Annotated in this window: 14 protein-coding genes; 9 read left to right on the top strand and 5 right to left on the bottom strand. The window is 37.4% G+C overall.

The annotated features are described in order from the left end of the window. The first annotated feature begins 269 nt into the window (after positions 1-269). From kdpA to kdpC, 3 genes are all read left to right on the top strand, one after another. Positions 270-1973: a potassium-transporting ATPase subunit KdpA gene (gene kdpA, locus C7Y47_RS16795; RefSeq protein ID WP_142509832.1), complete on the top strand. Its 1704-nt coding sequence runs from the start codon at positions 270-272 to the stop codon at positions 1971-1973. Positions 1974-2273: 300 nt separating this feature from the next. Beyond that, positions 2274-4337, top strand: a complete 2064-nt coding sequence (gene kdpB / locus C7Y47_RS16790) for a potassium-transporting ATPase subunit KdpB (RefSeq protein ID WP_142509831.1) — start codon at positions 2274-2276, stop codon at positions 4335-4337. A gap of 10 nt (positions 4338-4347) precedes the next feature. Further along, a complete protein-coding gene (gene kdpC, locus C7Y47_RS16785; RefSeq protein ID WP_142509830.1) occupies positions 4348-4992 on the top strand; it encodes a potassium-transporting ATPase subunit KdpC in 645 nt (214 codons plus the stop codon). 59 nt (positions 4993-5051) lie between these two features. Here kdpC and C7Y47_RS16780 read toward each other — a convergent pair whose 3' ends face one another. Continuing rightward, positions 5052-6107 carry a 2,3-butanediol dehydrogenase gene (locus C7Y47_RS16780; RefSeq protein WP_142509829.1) on the bottom strand — a complete coding sequence of 352 codons (1056 nt, stop codon included), beginning with the start codon at positions 6105-6107 and terminating at the stop codon, positions 5052-5054. A gap of 465 nt (positions 6108-6572) precedes the next feature. Between C7Y47_RS16780 and C7Y47_RS16775 the strand changes: the two genes are divergently transcribed. Together C7Y47_RS16775 and C7Y47_RS16770 are read left to right on the top strand one after the other, a co-directional pair. After that, positions 6573-7874: a DEAD/DEAH box helicase gene (locus C7Y47_RS16775; protein WP_142509828.1), complete on the top strand. Its 1302-nt coding sequence runs from the start codon at positions 6573-6575 to the stop codon at positions 7872-7874. A gap of 12 nt (positions 7875-7886) precedes the next feature. Next, complete coding sequence (locus C7Y47_RS16770; RefSeq protein WP_142509827.1) at positions 7887-8780, top strand: deoxyribonuclease IV; 894 nt, start codon at positions 7887-7889, stop codon at positions 8778-8780. A 201-nt stretch (positions 8781-8981) separates the two neighbouring features. Here C7Y47_RS16770 and C7Y47_RS16765 read toward each other — a convergent pair whose 3' ends face one another. Then, positions 8982-9218 (bottom strand): Nif11 family protein, encoded by a 237-nt coding sequence (locus tag C7Y47_RS16765; protein ID WP_053484617.1) that lies wholly within the window; start codon positions 9216-9218, stop codon positions 8982-8984. Positions 9219-9943: 725 nt separating this feature from the next. Here C7Y47_RS16765 and C7Y47_RS16760 point away from each other — a divergent pair. Genes C7Y47_RS16760 through C7Y47_RS16750 form a run of 3 tightly spaced genes read left to right on the top strand, consistent with a single transcriptional unit; the run spans position 9944 to position 11987 of the window. After that, positions 9944-10690, top strand: a complete 747-nt coding sequence (locus C7Y47_RS16760; protein ID WP_142509826.1) for a metal ABC transporter ATP-binding protein — start codon at positions 9944-9946, stop codon at positions 10688-10690. Between the two features lie 14 nt (positions 10691-10704). Next, complete coding sequence (locus tag C7Y47_RS16755) at positions 10705-11568, top strand: metal ABC transporter permease (RefSeq protein ID WP_142509825.1); 864 nt, start codon at positions 10705-10707, stop codon at positions 11566-11568. Continuing rightward, on the top strand, positions 11565-11987 hold the full coding sequence (locus tag C7Y47_RS16750) for a Fur family transcriptional regulator (RefSeq protein ID WP_142509824.1): 423 nt from the start codon (positions 11565-11567) through the stop codon (positions 11985-11987). Before C7Y47_RS16755 ends, C7Y47_RS16750 begins: the two co-directional genes overlap by 4 nt. Before the next feature lie 455 nt (positions 11988-12442). On the opposite strand, the gene serC is transcribed toward C7Y47_RS16750, so the two are convergent. Continuing rightward, complete coding sequence (serC, locus tag C7Y47_RS16745; protein ID WP_142509823.1) at positions 12443-13534, bottom strand: 3-phosphoserine/phosphohydroxythreonine transaminase; 1092 nt, start codon at positions 13532-13534, stop codon at positions 12443-12445. A 650-nt stretch (positions 13535-14184) separates the two neighbouring features. Here serC and C7Y47_RS16740 point away from each other — a divergent pair. Then, positions 14185-14724 (top strand): hydrolase, encoded by a 540-nt coding sequence (locus tag C7Y47_RS16740; RefSeq protein WP_142509822.1) that lies wholly within the window; start codon positions 14185-14187, stop codon positions 14722-14724. Between the two features lie 36 nt (positions 14725-14760). Here the strand turns inward: C7Y47_RS16740 and C7Y47_RS16735 are convergent, their stop codons facing one another. Together C7Y47_RS16735 and C7Y47_RS16730 are read right to left on the bottom strand one after the other, a co-directional pair. Continuing rightward, entirely contained in the window at positions 14761-15264 is a 504-nt protein-coding gene (locus tag C7Y47_RS16735) for a PCYCGC motif-containing (lipo)protein (RefSeq protein ID WP_142509821.1), read from the bottom strand. Positions 15265-15346: 82 nt separating this feature from the next. After that, positions 15347-17659 carry a YhgE/Pip domain-containing protein gene (locus C7Y47_RS16730; RefSeq protein ID WP_142509820.1) on the bottom strand — a complete coding sequence of 771 codons (2313 nt, stop codon included), beginning with the start codon at positions 17657-17659 and terminating at the stop codon, positions 15347-15349. Positions 17660-17671 lie beyond the last annotated feature (12 nt).

The following is a 17671-nucleotide window of genomic DNA, read 5'->3' as shown; positions in this document are numbered from 1 at the left end:
ACATTAATTTGAAAGTCAGTATGATGAGAGCATCCAAATAAAGGAGGGTGCTCGATTGATGGACTTTTATATGATTGGCTTACTCATCATAAGCTTTACGAGTCTATATGCATTAACAGCTTGGTGCTTCAAGTTAGTCGGTGAAAAGTAAGGAGGAATAAAAAATGTGGATTGTTATGGGGATTGTACTTGTATTCCTTTTCGGTTATCTAGGGCATGCATTACTTTATCCTGAAAATTATTAATAGGCTTGTAGGAGGTATTGCGGTATGTGGCAAATCGCCATCGTGTTAATTATTTCTTTACCAATCGTTATTTTAACCGGTCATTATTTATTTCGGGTGACGATGCAACAAAAAACTTGGCTTGATCCAATAATGGACAGATTTGATGGATTTATTTATAAATTATGTGGCATTAAGCAAGTAGATATGACTGGTAAACAGTATGTACTTTCATTAATTTTGTCGAACGCCTTTATGGTGTTTAGTGGATACTTTCTTTTACGAATTCAAGCTATGTTGTTGTTAAACCCAAATGATATTGACAATATGGAAGCAACACTTTCATTTAATACCATAATTTCATTTATAACGAATACAAATCTTCAGCACTATAGTGGCGAATCAGGACTAAGTTATTTATCACAAATGCTAATCATTATTTTTATGATGTTTACATCTGCAGCTACTGGTTATGCGGCTTGTATGGCGTTCTGCCGACGTCTTGTTGCTAAAACCGACACTATTGGTAATTTCTTTGTGGATTTTGTGCGTGTTATCACACGTGTGTTAATACCTATAGCTATTGTTGTGGCCATTATTTTAGTCTCTCAAGGTACACCACAAACCTTGAGTGCGAATAAAACTGTACAAACAATAGAAGGTAAATTACAAGATATTGCACTTGGACCTGTAGCTTCTCTTGAATCTATCAAGCATATAGGAACAAATGGTGGTGGCTTCAATGGGGCGAATTCAACAACACCTTTTGAAAATCCAACGGTCATTTCTAATATTGTGGAGATGCTATCTATGATGTTATTACCAGGTGCTTGTGTAGTTGCCTTTAGTTTAATGGTTGCATATGGAAAAAGGAAAACGATCTTTGGAAAGCAAGGGCTCGCCATTTTTGTGGCAATGAGTGCGCTGTTCCTAGTTGGATTGATGACGGTGTATGTTGCGGAGAGAGCGGGTAATCCAATTATTAATGAGCTCGGAATTGTACAGGACCTAGGAAGTATGGAAGGAAAAGAGATGCGCTTTGGGGTGGCACAATCTGCGTTATTTACGACAGTGACCACTGCTTTTACAACGGGGTCTGTCAACAATATGCATGATACATTAACGCCGCTTGGTGGTCTTGTACCGATGTTTAATATGATGCTAAATGTTGTGTTTGGAGGCAAGGGAGTCGGCCTGATGAACATGATGATGTATGTGTTATTAACAATTTTTATCGCCTGTTTGATGATTGGTCGAACACCTCAGTTTTTAGGTAAGAAAATTGAAGAGAAGGAAATGAAGCTAATTGCACTTTGTATTCTCATCCATCCTGCTATTATTTTGCTATTTTCAGCGCTTGCAGTACTAACACCGTCAGGAGTAGCAGCCGTAACGAATCCAGGTGCACATGGGTTATCTCAAGTTCTTTATGAATTTGCATCTGCCTCAGCAAATAATGGCTCAGGTTTTGAGGGATTAGCTGACAACTCAACATTTTGGAATGTGACGACAGGGCTTGCCATGTTCTTCGGACGTTATTTGACGATCATTATTCAACTAGCTATAGCGTCCCTACTAGCTAAAAAAATGTTTCACAGTGACTCGGTAGGAACATTAAGAACAGATAATACTATTTTTACATTTTTACTTGTTGCTATCGTGTTAATGATTGGTGCTCTTACATTTTTACCGGCATTAGCACTTGGGCCAATTACGGAGCACTTACAACTTTATCTTCATTCAGTTTAAGACTCCCGCCTCTGAATGAGGTGAGATGAATGCGGATGTGGTTCCTTTTAAATAACTACTGAAATAGAGGAACTCAGTCTAAGAACGCCACGTCCTGTGGCAATTTATCTGTGCGAAAGCGAAGCGACAGCAACACACGACTGAGTGACCAACATCATGTTGGCCTAAGCCTCCGGCGGATGTCACGGATTTTGAAAGGAATGAATCTAAAATCCGGACGCATTGTTTATCTGCGCGAAAGCGAAGCGTCAGCGGCAATTACGCCAAGGCGAAATTGATTTTTAATAAGGAGAGACACCTATGGAAACAGCAAGAAAAGGTTTGCTTACGGGCAATATGCTAAAAAACTCGATTATAGACGCTTTAAAAAAATTTAGTCCATTATATATGCTGAAAAATCCTGTTATGTTTGTAGTAGAAGTAGGGTTTATGTTTGTGCTGCTATTAACCCTCTTCCCGAATATGTTTGGTAGCGAAGTAGTAGAACATGATCGATTGTATAATGCGATCGTCGCTAGCATTCTTTTTGTAACTATTCTATTTGCAAACTTTGCCGAGTCGATTGCTGAAGGGCGAGGAAAGGCACAAGTTCAAACGTTAAAAAACACAAAAACAGTTACACAGGCTCGTGTTTTACTTAGTGATGGCTCTGAAATACTTAAACAGGCACATGAACTAAAAAAGGGCGATATTGTTTTAGTTCAGGCAGGTGAGGTTATTCCAAATGATGGAGAAGTTTTGGAAGGCATTGCTACAGTAGATGAATCGGCGATAACAGGTGAATCTGCGCCTGTTGTAAAGGAGCGGGGTGGAGATTTCTCATCAGTTACAGGTGGTACGACGGTTACGAGTGATTGGTTGATGATCGAAATTACTTCGATGCCTGGTGAATCATTTTTAGATAAAATGATCACACTCATCGAAGGAGCCAGTCGTAAAAAAACGCCAAATGAGATAGCACTCAATACACTTTTAGTAAGTTTAACGATTATTTTCTTATTAGTTGTTGTGACGCTCTATCCAATGACAACTTATTTAAATGTACCGATTTCCATCGCAACATTAATTGCCCTTACAGTTTGTTTAATTCCTACAACCATTGGTGGATTATTGTCGGCCATCGGTATTGCAGGAATGGATAGAGTTACTCAGTTTAATGTTATTGCGATGTCTGGAAGAGCCGTAGAGGCGTGTGGAGATGTAGATACATTAATTTTAGATAAAACTGGAACTATTACTTATGGAAATCGCATGGCAGCTGAATTTCTCCCAGTAATAGGGGTGGAAAGTAAAGATTTACTGCAAGCTGCATGGCTTAGTTCTTTAACAGATGATACACCTGAAGGAAAGTCTATTTTGTCACTTGCTTGTGAATTAGGAGTGAATATAGACGGTGAAGAAGACATTATTAAGTCAAGTGAACATATTCCCTTTACCGCACAAACTCGTATGAGTGGTTTGGATAGGAAGGATGGCACAAAAATTCGAAAAGGAGCCTATGATACGATAAAAAAAGAGAGCCTAAAAGCAGGTCATAGCATTCCTACAAATTTGGAACAACTGATTCAACAAGTATCTTCTGTTGGTGGGACACCACTCGTAGTAGCGTTAAACGATAAAATTTTAGGTGTCATTTACTTAAAGGATGTCGTAAAGGCCGGACTCAAGGAACGCTTTGAAAAGCTTCGAACGATGGGGATTAAAACGATCATGTGTACAGGAGATAATCCTTTAACGGCAGCGGCTATCGCAAAGGAAGCGGGGGTGGACAGCTTTATAGCAGAAAGTAAGCCAGAAGACAAAATTCAAGTTATTAAAGATGAGCAGGCACAAGGGAAAGTAGTGGCGATGACTGGTGACGGGACGAACGATGCCCCTGCATTAGCACAAGCAAACGTAGGTCTTGCCATGAATTCGGGAACGAACGCTGCAAAGGAAGCTGCGAACATGGTCGATTTAGATTCAAATCCAACTAAAATTATTGAAGTTGTAGAAATAGGAAAACAGTTGCTCATGACGCGAGGGGCATTAACGACTTTCAGTATTGCAAATGATATCGCAAAGTATTTTGCTATTATTCCAGCTATGCTTATGGTCGCTGTACCAGAGATGGGGACATTAAACATTATGAATCTCAATTCGCCATCTAGTGCGATCATTTCTGCTTTAATTTTTAACGCAGTGATTATACCACTATTAATACCTATTGCAATGAAGGGTGTAAAGTATGAGCCGATGAGTGCTATAAAGTTATTAAATAAAAACTTACTTGTTTATGGTGTAGGTGGAATTATTGCTCCCTTTATTGGCATTAAATTGATTGATTTACTAGTTGGACCACTATTCCAGATGTTTGGTTTATAGGAGGAAGGACATGCGGAAATTTTTTGAGAATTCAAAGCAAGCATTTTTAATCTCAATGACAATGTTCGTTTTATGTGGTTTTATATACCCATTTGCAGTAACTGCATTAGCTCAAGGGTTATTTCATCATAAAGCAAATGGTAGTTTAATAGAAGCGGATGGTGAAGCTGTTGGTTCAGCATTAATCGGTCAAGCTTTTACTGCACCAGAATATTTCTGGGGGCGTGTCTCATCTGTTAACTATAATGTCTATACGAAAGAGGATACGATACCAGATGAAAATGGCCAGGTGAACTATAGTGGTGTTAGCTCTGGAACATTTAACTATGCACCATCGAACCCAGAATTAAAGAAACGGATAGAAGCAGATATCGAGAAGTTTTTATTAGCAAATCCATCCGTTAAACGACAAGACATACCTGCTGATTTAATGACCGCTTCAGGCTCAGGTTTGGATCCGCATATTAGTGTGAAGGCTGCAGAAATACAAGTCGATCGAATTGCCCAAGCAAGTGGGCTTGCGAAGGATGAGATTGAAAAAATTATAGAAGAAAATACAGAAAAACGTACGTTAGGGACTTTTGGAGAAAATAAGGTGAACTACCTAATGGCCAATTTAGATATTATGAAAAAAATGGAGAAAAAAGAGGGGTAACAAAATTAAAAACAGGTAGAGAAAAGTTTCTTCGTTTTCTCTACCTGTCTCTCTATATATTAAGCTTGTGAATTGACAAGGATTTTAATATGGTTTTTTTCTTTCATTAGTGCCTCGAAGCCTTCTGTTACGACTTCATCAAGAGCAATTCGTTTCGTTACAAGTTTTTCAGCAGGGAAGTAACCTTGTTTCATTAATTCCATCACCGCTGGGAAAATATCGCGATATGCAATGATACCTTTTACAGAACGCTCTGTCAGTACGATATTGTTTGGCAGAATAGAAGCTGCAGTTTCCCAAATAGAAACGATAATTGTTTCTCCTTCAAATGTTGTTGAATCAATAGCTTGTTGTAATACTACAGGAACACCTGTTACTTCAAATGCAACATCTACGCCACCATTTGTTAATTCATGTAGACGAGCTACTGCATCCTCATCTTTAGGATTAATAACTGCTGTAGCGCCTAGTTCTAATGCTTTAGCAGCACGCTCCGCCGAAAGTTCTACCGCATAAATTTCCGCCGCTCCAGCTGCACGTAATGCCTCGATAACTAGAAGACCGATTGGCCCAGTGCCAAAAACAGCTGCTGTATCGCCAGCCTTTAGTTTACTTTGACGAACTGCATGTAATGCTACTGCCGCTGGTTCAACAAGTGCACCTTGTTCGTAGGAAAGACCTTCTGGCATTTTATGTACCATTTTTTCATCTACCATTGTATATTCAGAGAAACCTCCGCCGCCGCCAGACAGACCGTGGAATCCTAAATGCTTACAAATATTATATTTTCCTTTTTTACAAGCGGCACATTCGCCACATGCAAGAATAGGTTCTACAACTACGGGATCCCCAACTTGTACCTTTGTAACACCTTCGCCAATTTCTACTACTTCACCAGAGAACTCATGGCCCATAACAATTGGCGCAATATCTTTACTTACATAGTGAGGTTGTTCTACTGGAATGAATATTGGGCCAGCTGTGTATTCATGTAAATCACTACCGCAAATCCCTGTCCAATGTACTTTAATTTTTACTTTTCCAGGTGAGATTACTGGTTCTTCAATGTTTTCTACTCGGATGTCTTTTGCTTTATACCATCTTGCTGCTTTCATGATAAGTCAACCTCCTCTAGTATCTTACATTTTTATCGTAACATATGGTAATTCTTCAAAGCATTAGTTAACAATAAATTGACATAAAAAATACTAATTTTTAGCTCATCATTAGTATAAGTAGCAAAATCAAAATAGTATTAAAACTATGTTTAACAAACTAAAAAGATTTAGACTAAATTATAATGGGAGCTCACCATAGAGAAAATCTCCTCACAAAATGGGAATGTCGAAGTCTTACGATTAAATTACCATACCGCTTTTTACAATCAGGAGTAGAATTTATGTACAGTTCTGAGCGCTTTTTTTATTGCATATTCACAGTATTTCGAGTAACTTTGATAAGGGCTTCGCTACAGCCATGATAAAAGTATAAAATTATGTTCATGCTTGAGATAATAGGACGTTAATATACCTGGAGTTCGAATCATGATACAATGTGAAAGATGTTAGGAGGAACGAATTATGTCAAAATATACTGATTATAATTTTCAGCCATTTTTGCAGGACGCAATTGCAAGACTTGGCTTTACAGAACCAACGCCGATTCAAAAGGAAATCATTCCGCTACTATTAAAAGGTAAGAGTGCAATCGGACAAGCGCATACAGGGACGGGAAAAACACATAGTTTTTTAATTCCGATTGTGCAACGAATTAATGCTGACAAGCAGGAAGTACAAGCTGTTATTACGTCACCTACACGTGAGCTTGCACAACAAATTTTTGATGCGCTAAATCAATTAATAGAAGGAACAACTATTCAAGCGAAACTATTTATTGGAGGTACGGACAAACAACGCTCCATTGATAAATTAAAAACGCAACCACAAATTGTTGTCGGGACGCCAGGGCGTATTCGTGATCTCGTTACAGCGCAAGCGTTATTTGTGCATACGGCATCAATGTTAGTTGTCGACGAGGCAGATTTAGCCTTCGATATGGGCTTTATAGAGGAAATCGATGGTTTTGCTTCCCAAATGCCAGAAAACCTTGAAATGTTTGTATTCTCAGCAACAATTCCAGAAAAGCTTCAGCCTTTTTTAAAAAAATATATGGAAGCACCTGTTCATATTCATATGAACGATAAACGCCCGGTTGCAGAAGGAATTGACTTTGTGCTTGTACCAGTGCGTTCTAAATCACGTAACAAACGTTTGCTGGATGTTATTGAAGGAATCAACCCATTTTTAGCGGTAATTTTCACCAACACACGCAAAACTGCAGAGCACGTTGCAGGTTTCTTAAATGAAAATGGGATTCGCTGTGGTCAAATACATGGTGATTTAAGTCCACGTGATCGTAAGAGGATGATGAAGCAAATTCGAGAGTTGGACTATCAATATATCGTTGCAACAGATCTTGCAGCGCGTGGTATCGATATTCAAGGAATTTCACATGTCATTAACTACGAAATTCCAGAGGACTTAGAATTCTTTATTCATCGTGTGGGACGTACAGCGCGTGCAGGGAATAAAGGAACGGCTATCACTTTGTTTGAGCCATCAGATGAGGATGCAGTAGTACGCGTTGAGAAGATGGGCATTCCATTTGTTCAAAAAGACGTAAAAGATGGCGAATGGTCTGAACTAAAAGATCGTCATGCACGTAAAAATCGTGTGAAGCATGAAAATGAAATCGATGCAAAGGCTAAAGCATTAGTGCGGAAGCCGAAAAAAGTAAAACCAGGCTACAAGCGTAATATGAAATGGGAAATGGAAAAAGTTAAAAAACGTGAACGTCGTTTAAAAGCTCGCGGTAAAAAATAAGGAGGCATTCAAATGCTACTTGGATCACATGTTTCAATGAGCGGAAAAGAAATGCTGCTCGGATCAAGTAAAGAGGCCCTTTCATATGGGGCAAATACCTTTATGATTTATACAGGAGCACCTCAAAACACTCGTCGTAAGGCAATTGCTGACCTCAATATAATGAATGGTTTACTACACATGAAAGAGCATGGTATGACAAATATTGTTGTCCATGCTCCATACATTATTAATATTGCGAACACAGAAAAACCTGAAACTTTCCGTCTAGGTGTAGATTTTTTACAAACTGAAATCGAACGAACAGCAGCGTTGGAAGCAACACAAATTGTATTGCATCCGGGTGCCCATGTCGGTGCGGGAGCAGACGCAGGGATTGCCAAGATTATTGAAGGTTTAAATGAAGTACTGTCACAGGATTACCCTGTACAAATCGCATTGGAGACAATGGCGGGGAAGGGAACTGAATGTGGCCGTTCCTTTGAAGAACTTGCAAAAATTATAGATGGCGTAACGCATAATGAACGTCTTTCAGTTTGCTTTGATACATGCCATACTCATGACGCTGGTTATAACATTGTAGAAGATTTTGATGGCGTCTTAAATGAGTTTGATAAACTAATAGGTGTTGAGCGTATCAAAGTCCTGCATATCAATGATTCAAAAAATGTCCGTGGTGCAGGAAAAGACCGTCACGAAAATATTGGCTTCGGTCATATTGGCTTTGATGCATTAAAAAATATTGTGCATCATCCACAATTAATGGAGATTCCTAAAATCCTAGAAACTCCATTTGTTGCTTTAAATAGTGATGCTAAATCAAAATCGGCTCCTTATAAGCATGAAATTGAAATGCTTCGTAATGGAGAGTTTAAACCAGCGTTAATCGATGCTCTAAGAGGATAGAATAAAAAGTCCGAAATCAGCGTATTTGCTGATTTTCGGGCTTTTTTTATCTCCATGGTGATGAGATGAATGCTGATGTGATCCTTTATTCAATAGGTGTCTAAACACATACTGAAATAGAGGTTTATCTGTGCGACAGCGGCAAATGCCTACTGTAGCGAAAGCAATGCGTCAGCTACAATTACGCCAAGGCGGAATTGATTATTTCGTAAACAATGCAATTAGTTGTCTGGAACGCTTTCTACCTAAAACAGCTTCTACCTCTACAAGAATATCTTTAGGAATACCTAAAAAGAGCCACGTAAATGAGAATTGCTCCAAATAAGGACGGAGTTTTCTTACTTCAGAAGTAGTAATTTCAAATCCTTCAGCACGTGCAATCGCAACAACTTCCTTATCACTACTTTGTGTTAATTGCTGTAAAAATTGAATACTCAAAGCTAATCCTCCTTTTAAAGTTGTTTAGTTTCTTGAAGAAAATCACTCTTGTGAGTCGTGACAGTTATGAAAACCCTTCACATTAAAAGTGTTGGAATCAATGCCTGTTACAAAATAGCGCGGTTCAAATAATAAAATACAGTTTTATTTTTCTAATCAACACGCATGATAATCTTAATTCTGGTCATCACCAAAAGCTTGGATGACATTTGTTAAAACGTATGCCTTAAGTTGATTGGAGTGGAGGCTGGGCGACTCCTTGGGGATAAGCGATATAGATGAACGAAGGCTAAAACCATCACATCCTGTGATAACGCCTTCGTGACCAACATCCTGTTGCCGTCGCTACGTTACACTACGCTTTCGCACAAAAAACATCCGTTGCCCCAAGCGGCTCATCGGACGCCCCCAGGAAGCTTTTATCTGCGCGACAGCAACAAATGTTTTTTTCTGTGCGAAAGCGAAGCGACAGCAACAAATGTTTTTTTTCTGTGCGAAAGCGAAGCGACAGCAACAAATGATTTTTTCTGTGCGAAAGCGAAGCGACAGCAACAAATGATTTTTTCTGTGCGAAAGCGAAGCGACAGCAACAAAGCGCCCAGTCGGAACGGAAATCAACCACACGTTATGGTGATGATTTTATTTTCTTTACAAAAACTGTACTTTCATTTATACTTACAACTTGTAAATCGTAATGATTTTGAATTAGAAAGAAGAGAACATACATGAAAAAATCATTAATTGACATTGAAAACGTGTCATTTCAATATGACTATACTCAAGTATTAAAAAATATCTCTTTTCGTGTAGAAGAGGGAGATTTTTTAGCACTTCTTGGTCCGAATGGTTCAGGGAAATCTACATTATTAAAAATTATTCTAGGATTACTTAAACCAATGTCTGGAGAAATAAAGCTATTTGGTGTACCAAGTTCAACTTTTAAGCATCGTGAATGGATAGGGTATGTGTCACAAAAATCTAATGCCTTTAATTCGGGTTTTCCAGCAACTGTCCAAGAAGTAGTGAAAAGTGGATTATCGAAAAAATTAGGATTATTTAAAAGACCTGGACGAGATGCAAAGGAAAAAGTGTTAGAAGCATTAAAAGCTGTTGGAATGGAAGCATTTATCAATCGTAATATTGGTGAGTTATCTGGTGGGCAACAGCAACGTGTCTTTATTGCAAGAGCATTAGTTAGTGAACCGAGGCTACTAATATTAGATGAACCAACTGTCGGCATTGATCATGAGAATGTGCAGTCATTTTATGATATGCTGGCGAAATTGAATCGGGAACAGGGAATTACAATGATTCTTGTTACACACGATGTTGATACAGTGTCTAATCGTATCAGTCATGTGGCATGTTTAAATCAAACTATACATTTCCACGGTTACAAAAATGAATTTGATACAATTTCTCATGATGCGCTTGATGCTTGGTATGGCCATTCTGTGAGAAAGATTCACTAGAAGGAGAAGGCATAATGATTGAAGCAATTTTTAACTACGAATTTTTACAAAATGCCTTTTTCTCTGGGCTATTAATTGGCATATTGGCACCGCTATTAGGTGTTTTTATTGTCGTTCGCAGGCTTTCACTTATTGCCGATGCCTTGTCACATGTGACACTGGCGGGAATAGCGGGAAGCTTATATATCAGTCAATCTGTTACAGCATTAGCGATGCTAAATCCGATTTACTTAGGCATACTAGCCTCTGTCAGCGGTTCAATTTTAATTGAGCGTCTTAGACGTTTATATAAGCACTATGAAGAGCTTGCTATTCCAATTATTATGTCTGGTGGCATTGGTATTAGTGCTATTTTTATCTCGCTTGCGAGTGGTTTTAGCACGGATTTAATGAGCTATTTATTTGGTTCAGTGTCAGCTGTATCACGTCAGGATTTATGGGTAGTAGTAGGAATTGCTGCCGTTGTCATTATCTTTTTATTTATATTTTTTAAGGAACTTTTTGTTTTATCTTTCGATGAGGAATATGCAAAAGCTAGCGGTCTGCCTGCACGTTGGATTCATCTCTTGTTTATGATCGTTACAGCGCTTGTTATTGCTGCAAGTATGCGCATCGTCGGTATTTTACTTGTATCATCACTTATGACGTTACCAGTGGCTGCTGCAATGCGACTTGCAAAGGGCTTTAAGCAAACAATCATTTATGCAATTGTCTTTGGCGAAACGGCTGTGTTAATCGGTTTAGTCAGTGCTTTTTATTTAGATTTAGCACCCGGTGGTACAATTGTCGTTACTTCTATCTTAATTTTGTTGCTTGTAATACTAGTGAAGAAAATGGTATTTAAAATGGCTACAAAACGGGAGGAGGTAGCGCAGTGAATGTTTCAAGAGCGTGGGAAATTTTAAAAGAAAACGGCTTTAAAAAAACAGATAAGCGTGAGTTAATATTAGATATGTTTGCAGCAACAGATAAATATTTAACTGCTCGAGATTTATTAGATGTTTTGAAAAAAGATTTTCCAGGTATGAGTTTCGATACGATTTACCGCAACCTTTCAACGTTTGTGAAGCTAGGAATACTGGAGGAAACGGAGTTATCTGGGGAACGAAATTTCCGTATGCATTGTGAATCTGAACATCATCACCATCATTTTATTTGTATGGATTGCGGCAATGTTAAGGAGTTAAATCTTTGCCCTATGGAAATGCTTGGAGAAAAGCTGCCAGACTATGAGATTGAAAATCATAAATTTGAAATATATGGTAAATGTCCAGAGTGTAAGCATGAAACATTGTGAATTCTGACATGACAATATTTGAAGAGAGGGGTAGTTCCAAGTGAGGTTTCATTTGGAACTACCCATTTTATTGTATATATGCTTTTATACATGTAGTTTCAATTTTTTTGTACAAAGGTCTTCCCCGACTAGTATTGCGCATCACTTTAATAATCTATGATTTTTGAGTGAAAGGAGATTGGTAATATGTCCGCTAGGCATTTAAAAAGATGTATTCCCTTAAATATTGAATAGAAGGTATTTGCTGCTTCACGGGTATTTGTCTTCTTTCCATAAATAATAAAAAGACGAATGATTACGTTAAGTAAAACATTCGTCGATTTTTTATCTTTATTCAGTGAAAGGGTCCAATCTCTGAAGGTGAAGATGACTGGCGAATGTGTGGTCCCTTTTCAGTAGGTATCCAAACACTTACTGAAATAGAGGAACGAACGCCACGTCCTAGGAGAAATTGATTATTTTTGATGTTTTTGTTGGAATTCTACCATAAAGTCACGTAATGCTTCACAAGCCTCTAATGGTACAGCATTGTAAGTAGAAGCACGGCAGCCGCCTACAGAACGGTGTCCATTAAGTCCAACAAATCCTGCTGCTTTTGCTTCAGCAAGGAATTGTTTTTCAAGCTCTTCATCAGCAACACGGAAAGTGATGTTCATTAAAGAACGGCTTTCAGGTGTTGCATGACCTGTATAGAATCCATTGCTATTGTCAATAGCATCATAAATTACTTTTGCTTTTAATTCATTATGCTTGGCAATTTCAGCAACACCGCCTTTTGATTCTACCCATTTTAATACTTCACCTAACATATAGATACCAAAAGTTGGTGGTGTATTGTATAAAGAGTTGCTGTCAGCATGCGTTGAATATTTAAGCATTGTAGGAATATTTTTATTCGCTTTCTCTAGCAAATCTTTGCGAATAATAACGACTGTTACACCAGATGGACCAAGATTTTTTTGTGCCCCTGCATAAATAAGACCAAATTTACTTACATCTACTGGTTTAGAAAGAATATCACTAGACATATCCGCAATTAATGGTACATTACCTGTCTCAGGGAATTCCTTCCATTGTGTACCGTAAATCGTATTGTTTGAAGTGATATGCAAATAGGCATCCTCTTCATTGAATTGGAGGTTTGCTAAAGTTGGGATATTGCGGTATTTATTTTCTTTTGTACTAGCAGCTTCAACAGGTGTACCAAATAATTTAGCCTCTTTGAAAGCTTTTTCAGACCATGATCCTGATAATACGTAGCTTGCTTTTTGATCTGCTTGTAGGAAGTTCATCGGTATCATAGTAAATTGAAGACTAGCTCCACCTTGTAGGAAAAGGACTTCATAGTTCTCTGGGATAGCATAAAGCTTTTTCAATAAAGCAATTGCTTCATTATGTACTTCGTCGAAAATGGCACTGCGGTGGCTCATTTCCATAATTGACATGCCTGAGTCACGGAAGTTTACTAATTGTTGTTGGGCTTTTTCTAATACTTCTAGTGGTAGGGCAGAAGGGCCTGCGTTAAAATTGTATGCTCGTTGTGTCAAAGTGGTACACTCCTTGTTTGTTTTATAAGGTCAAACCTTAATCAGTTTAGTCCTTACTAATTGGTTAATGAATCTATCGGGCTTTTACAATCAGTTCATAGTCATCTAGCTAACTTTTTTAATTTAAAGATAATAGAATATGCGGATTACTGACCGTTAAAAGCACTTTACTGGATTATAACTCAATTTTCAAGAGAAAAAATAAAATTCTCGCTATTCGAGCAGAATAATGACAGGCTCGCAATAAAATGTACACAATTGAGTTAAAATTCATAATAGCGTTTTAGCTTTAAATACGAACAAACTGAAACGGAGTCGTACATATATGAGTTAATATTTCGTGATTTACATATTGCTAAAACGGAGTGATAATAAAATGTTCGTGTTTGTTTAAATGAAATTTCTTCTGTCAAATCAGTACTCGCTTGCACATTCCACCCCAGAAGGACGCTTTCCGTAGTATAGTTTAAGTTCTTATAGGGTAAAGATGGATACATTTACAGGTAGAAAGGAACTCAAAAAAGTAGCCAACGTTGATTGCTTTTTAAGCATTAATTAAGTTAAATGGACGAAATATCTCTAACCTTGAACATAAACTAAGTAACTTTCGGTATAATGAATAGTGAATACTGCTATAAGGGGTGTTTTAAATGTTTACAATAGAAGAAGCGTGTTTAGTTGTCGTCGATGTACAAGGAAAGTTAGCGACAATTGTTGATGAAAGTGAAGCGGTGATAGAAAATGTGGCCAAGCTGGTACAAGCTATGCAAGTATTAGAGGTACCCATTTTATGGCTCGAGCAAAATCCTAGCCGTTTAGGTGGGACAGCGTTAAATATTGCTCAGCATATTCAAGGTCAACAACCTATAGCTAAAATGGCTTTTAGTGCATGCCAGGAACAAGAGTTTGTCGATGCAATGAAGGCAAGTGGTCGTTCTCAATTTATTGTGACAGGGATCGAAACACATATTTGTGTCTATCAAACGGCCATACAGCTAAAAGAACAAGGGTTTGAGGTTGAAGTTGTTGCAGATGCAGTGTCCTCTCGTACAAAGGCCAATAAAGAGATAGGGCTTGAGAAGATGAAGGCACTTGGAATTTTACCAACAAGCATGGAAATGATTTTATACGAGTTATTACAACGTGCAGATCATCCACATTTTAAAACGGTGCTACAACTCGTTAAATAACAAAAAAACTCATCATAACGATGAGTTTTTTTGTTATTAAGCAGGCATATCAGTCGGTGTTGGTTTTGCGTAGCCTTCTTTATATGTGTTATCAATTGTTTGACGAATTTCTTTTAGGCTCATACCATCTTTATGCATTTTTGCAGACTGTACAGCAATTTCTAGGCAAACGAGACAACGAGTACCGTGATCATCCCAAACAATTGTGCCATCCTCACGTTTTTCCTCAATAAAGCAGTTTAAATTGCTTTTATGTCCAGCTGATTCACCACATCCACAATAGCATGGCATCCATTCTAAAATGTCAGTAGACTGACCAGCAATTTGATACACTAAGCGAATATCTTCTGATTTATTATCTAAAAACGATGGTAATATATCAGAAGATGCAGTTTCCTCCTGAATATCTCCGGAAGCATGTCTATGTTCTTCATGTGAAACTTCTTTTTGCGCTGCATTTTTTTCAACAACCTGTTTATCTTCACCACAAGCACTTAACACTAATAACGACAAAGTAAAAATAGATAGTAGTTTTTTCAACAAAAGCGCCTCCTACATGTTTAAAATACTTCCATTATAACATCGTTCGTTTTAGGATTTACAAGAAAAGCACTAGTGAAAATTAATGAAAAATATCTAATCCGCGTGTTTTGTTCATTAAAAGTTCCATTTTCTCACTCAGTAATTTTTTCATGAAGAAACCAAATAGAATGAAAATGAGCCAGAAGAAAGATAAAAAGGCAAGATCAATCCAGACCTTTGACCAAATAATACCACCAACTGCTTCTCGCATCATTCCAATTGCATAAGTGAACGGAAGAAATGGATTTATCATTTGGAAAAATTTTGGTAGTAATTCTACAGGATATGTGCCACCGGAACCTGCAATTTGCAATACTAACATGACAATGGCTAACGCTTTTCCAACATTTCCGAATACGGATACTAGCGTATAGACAACTGTAATGAACACTAAACTAATAAATAGCCCAAATGGAATAAAGAAGTAAGGAGCACTAATTGATCCATCTAAAATAACAATATCACCTATTGTGATAATGAGCGTTTGAATAAATGAAAAAGTTGCAAATGTTAATAAACGTCCAAAGTATATTTGGCGAATACTATATTGAGTATTGTCGTGAATATCTACAGATAATAGAGAAATTAATAATAAACAACCAACCCAAATGGATAGCACAGTGTAAAACGGTGTCATAGCTGTTCCATAATTAGCAATTGGAAACATTCTATGTTCCTCAAGCTTAATAGGCTCCTCAAAAAAATCTCGCTCAGCGTTAACGTCGTTTTTCAATAATTGAACGATTTCAGAAATATCAGCTTCGCTTTCTAATTTTCTCAGCTTGTCTGCAAGAGCTTTAATTTTTGTACTTAATGCAGGAAAATCTGATTGTACTGTACCAATGGTCTTATTAGCTGTGGCTAACATATTTTTAGCATTTGTTAAACGATCTGTTGCTTGAGGCAGTATACTTTTTACTTTTGTTAGCATGGTTGATGCATTTGTTAAAGTATTTTTCGCAGAAGCCAAGGTCGTATGAATTTGTGGCTCTAGATGATCGTTATAATTCGTAAGGAATTGATGAAGATTGTTAGAAGCATTTTGAGCAACACTTTGAACATCAGCAAGATCTTTTTTTATCGTTTCGACATCAATATTATTTAATTGCTGTATTTTAGTTGAGGCGTCCGTTAATAAAGTATTTAGCTGATTTAATGCTGTTAAAGCGCTTAAAGAATAATCAGTAAAACTAGGATTTGCCTGTAAATCTCCACGTATAGCTTCAAGTTGTTCAATAATTTTATTGTTAGTTAGCAAAGTCTTAACATCATCTGAATTGCTTTGCTGTAGCGCCGTCAGGATGTTTTGCACCTTGTTTTCAAGTTGTTTTCGAGTCGAAGCATCAGCTTGTGTTAATTTTTGAAGTGCTTCAAGTGTTTGGATGCTAGTATTTACTTTCTCACGAGATGCAGCTAGTTGGTTTTTAATCGTATCCTTTATTTGTGCAAGAGCAGCTGTATCTATATTAGCATTTTGTAGCTTCCCTATAATATCTGTAAATCGTTGAGCAATATTTTGCACAGATTCTAGATCTTTCTTTACGATAGGGGACAGCTGATTGAATAGTGTATCTGCTTCATTAATCAATTTTAAACCTGAGCTGATAGTTGTTAGACCATCATTTGCTAATTTTTCAACCTCAGGAACTTGCGTAATCGTATGATTCAGTAATGTCTCAGCTTCTTTTCCGCCATTAGCAGTTTTCGCTAAAAATGTTCCGATATCTGGAAGATGATGTTCAATGGTAAAAATGTAATTTTCGAATTTTTTAAAATCTGGAATTTCCTTTTCCATTTCAACACCGACCGTATTAAAAATAGAAAAAAGTGTTCCATTAACGGTTGAGATAAACTCGCTAGAAACTTGTTGCGTCAGGCCACTAGCACCTTTACTTGTAATTTTAGGGGCAATTGGATTTATTTTTTCATTTACATAATAATCGATATGCGCTTTAGTAGGCACTTTTGAAAGTATGGAGGTTAGTTTTTGAGAAAAATCACTAGGGACAACTATAACCGCAAAATAGTTACCGTTTTTTAAATTATCAAGTGCTTGTTCATGAGAGGTAAATTCCCAAGTAAAGTTTTGATTGGTACTTAAATTGTCTACTACCTCGTTACCGACATTAATATCTTCTCCTCTAACATTCGCTCCTGTGTCTTCATTGACAATAGCGATCTTCATGTTGGATGTATGAGCATAGGGATCCATAGATGCATAAATATTGAGCCAAGCATAAAGAGAAGGTAAAAAAATGAGCCCACCAATAATGACAGCAACTACCCAATTTGTTAAAATATTATGGATATCACTTTTATAAATTTGAAAAATATTTCGGATAGTGTGTTTCATATTAACCACTCC

This window comes from Lysinibacillus sphaericus (assembly GCF_006864135.1).
In the GTDB taxonomy this organism is placed as follows: Bacteria; Bacillota; Bacilli; order Bacillales_A; family Planococcaceae; genus Lysinibacillus.
The sequence above is the reverse complement of the archived record's forward strand: the minus strand, read 5'-3'. Positions and strand labels throughout refer to the sequence as shown.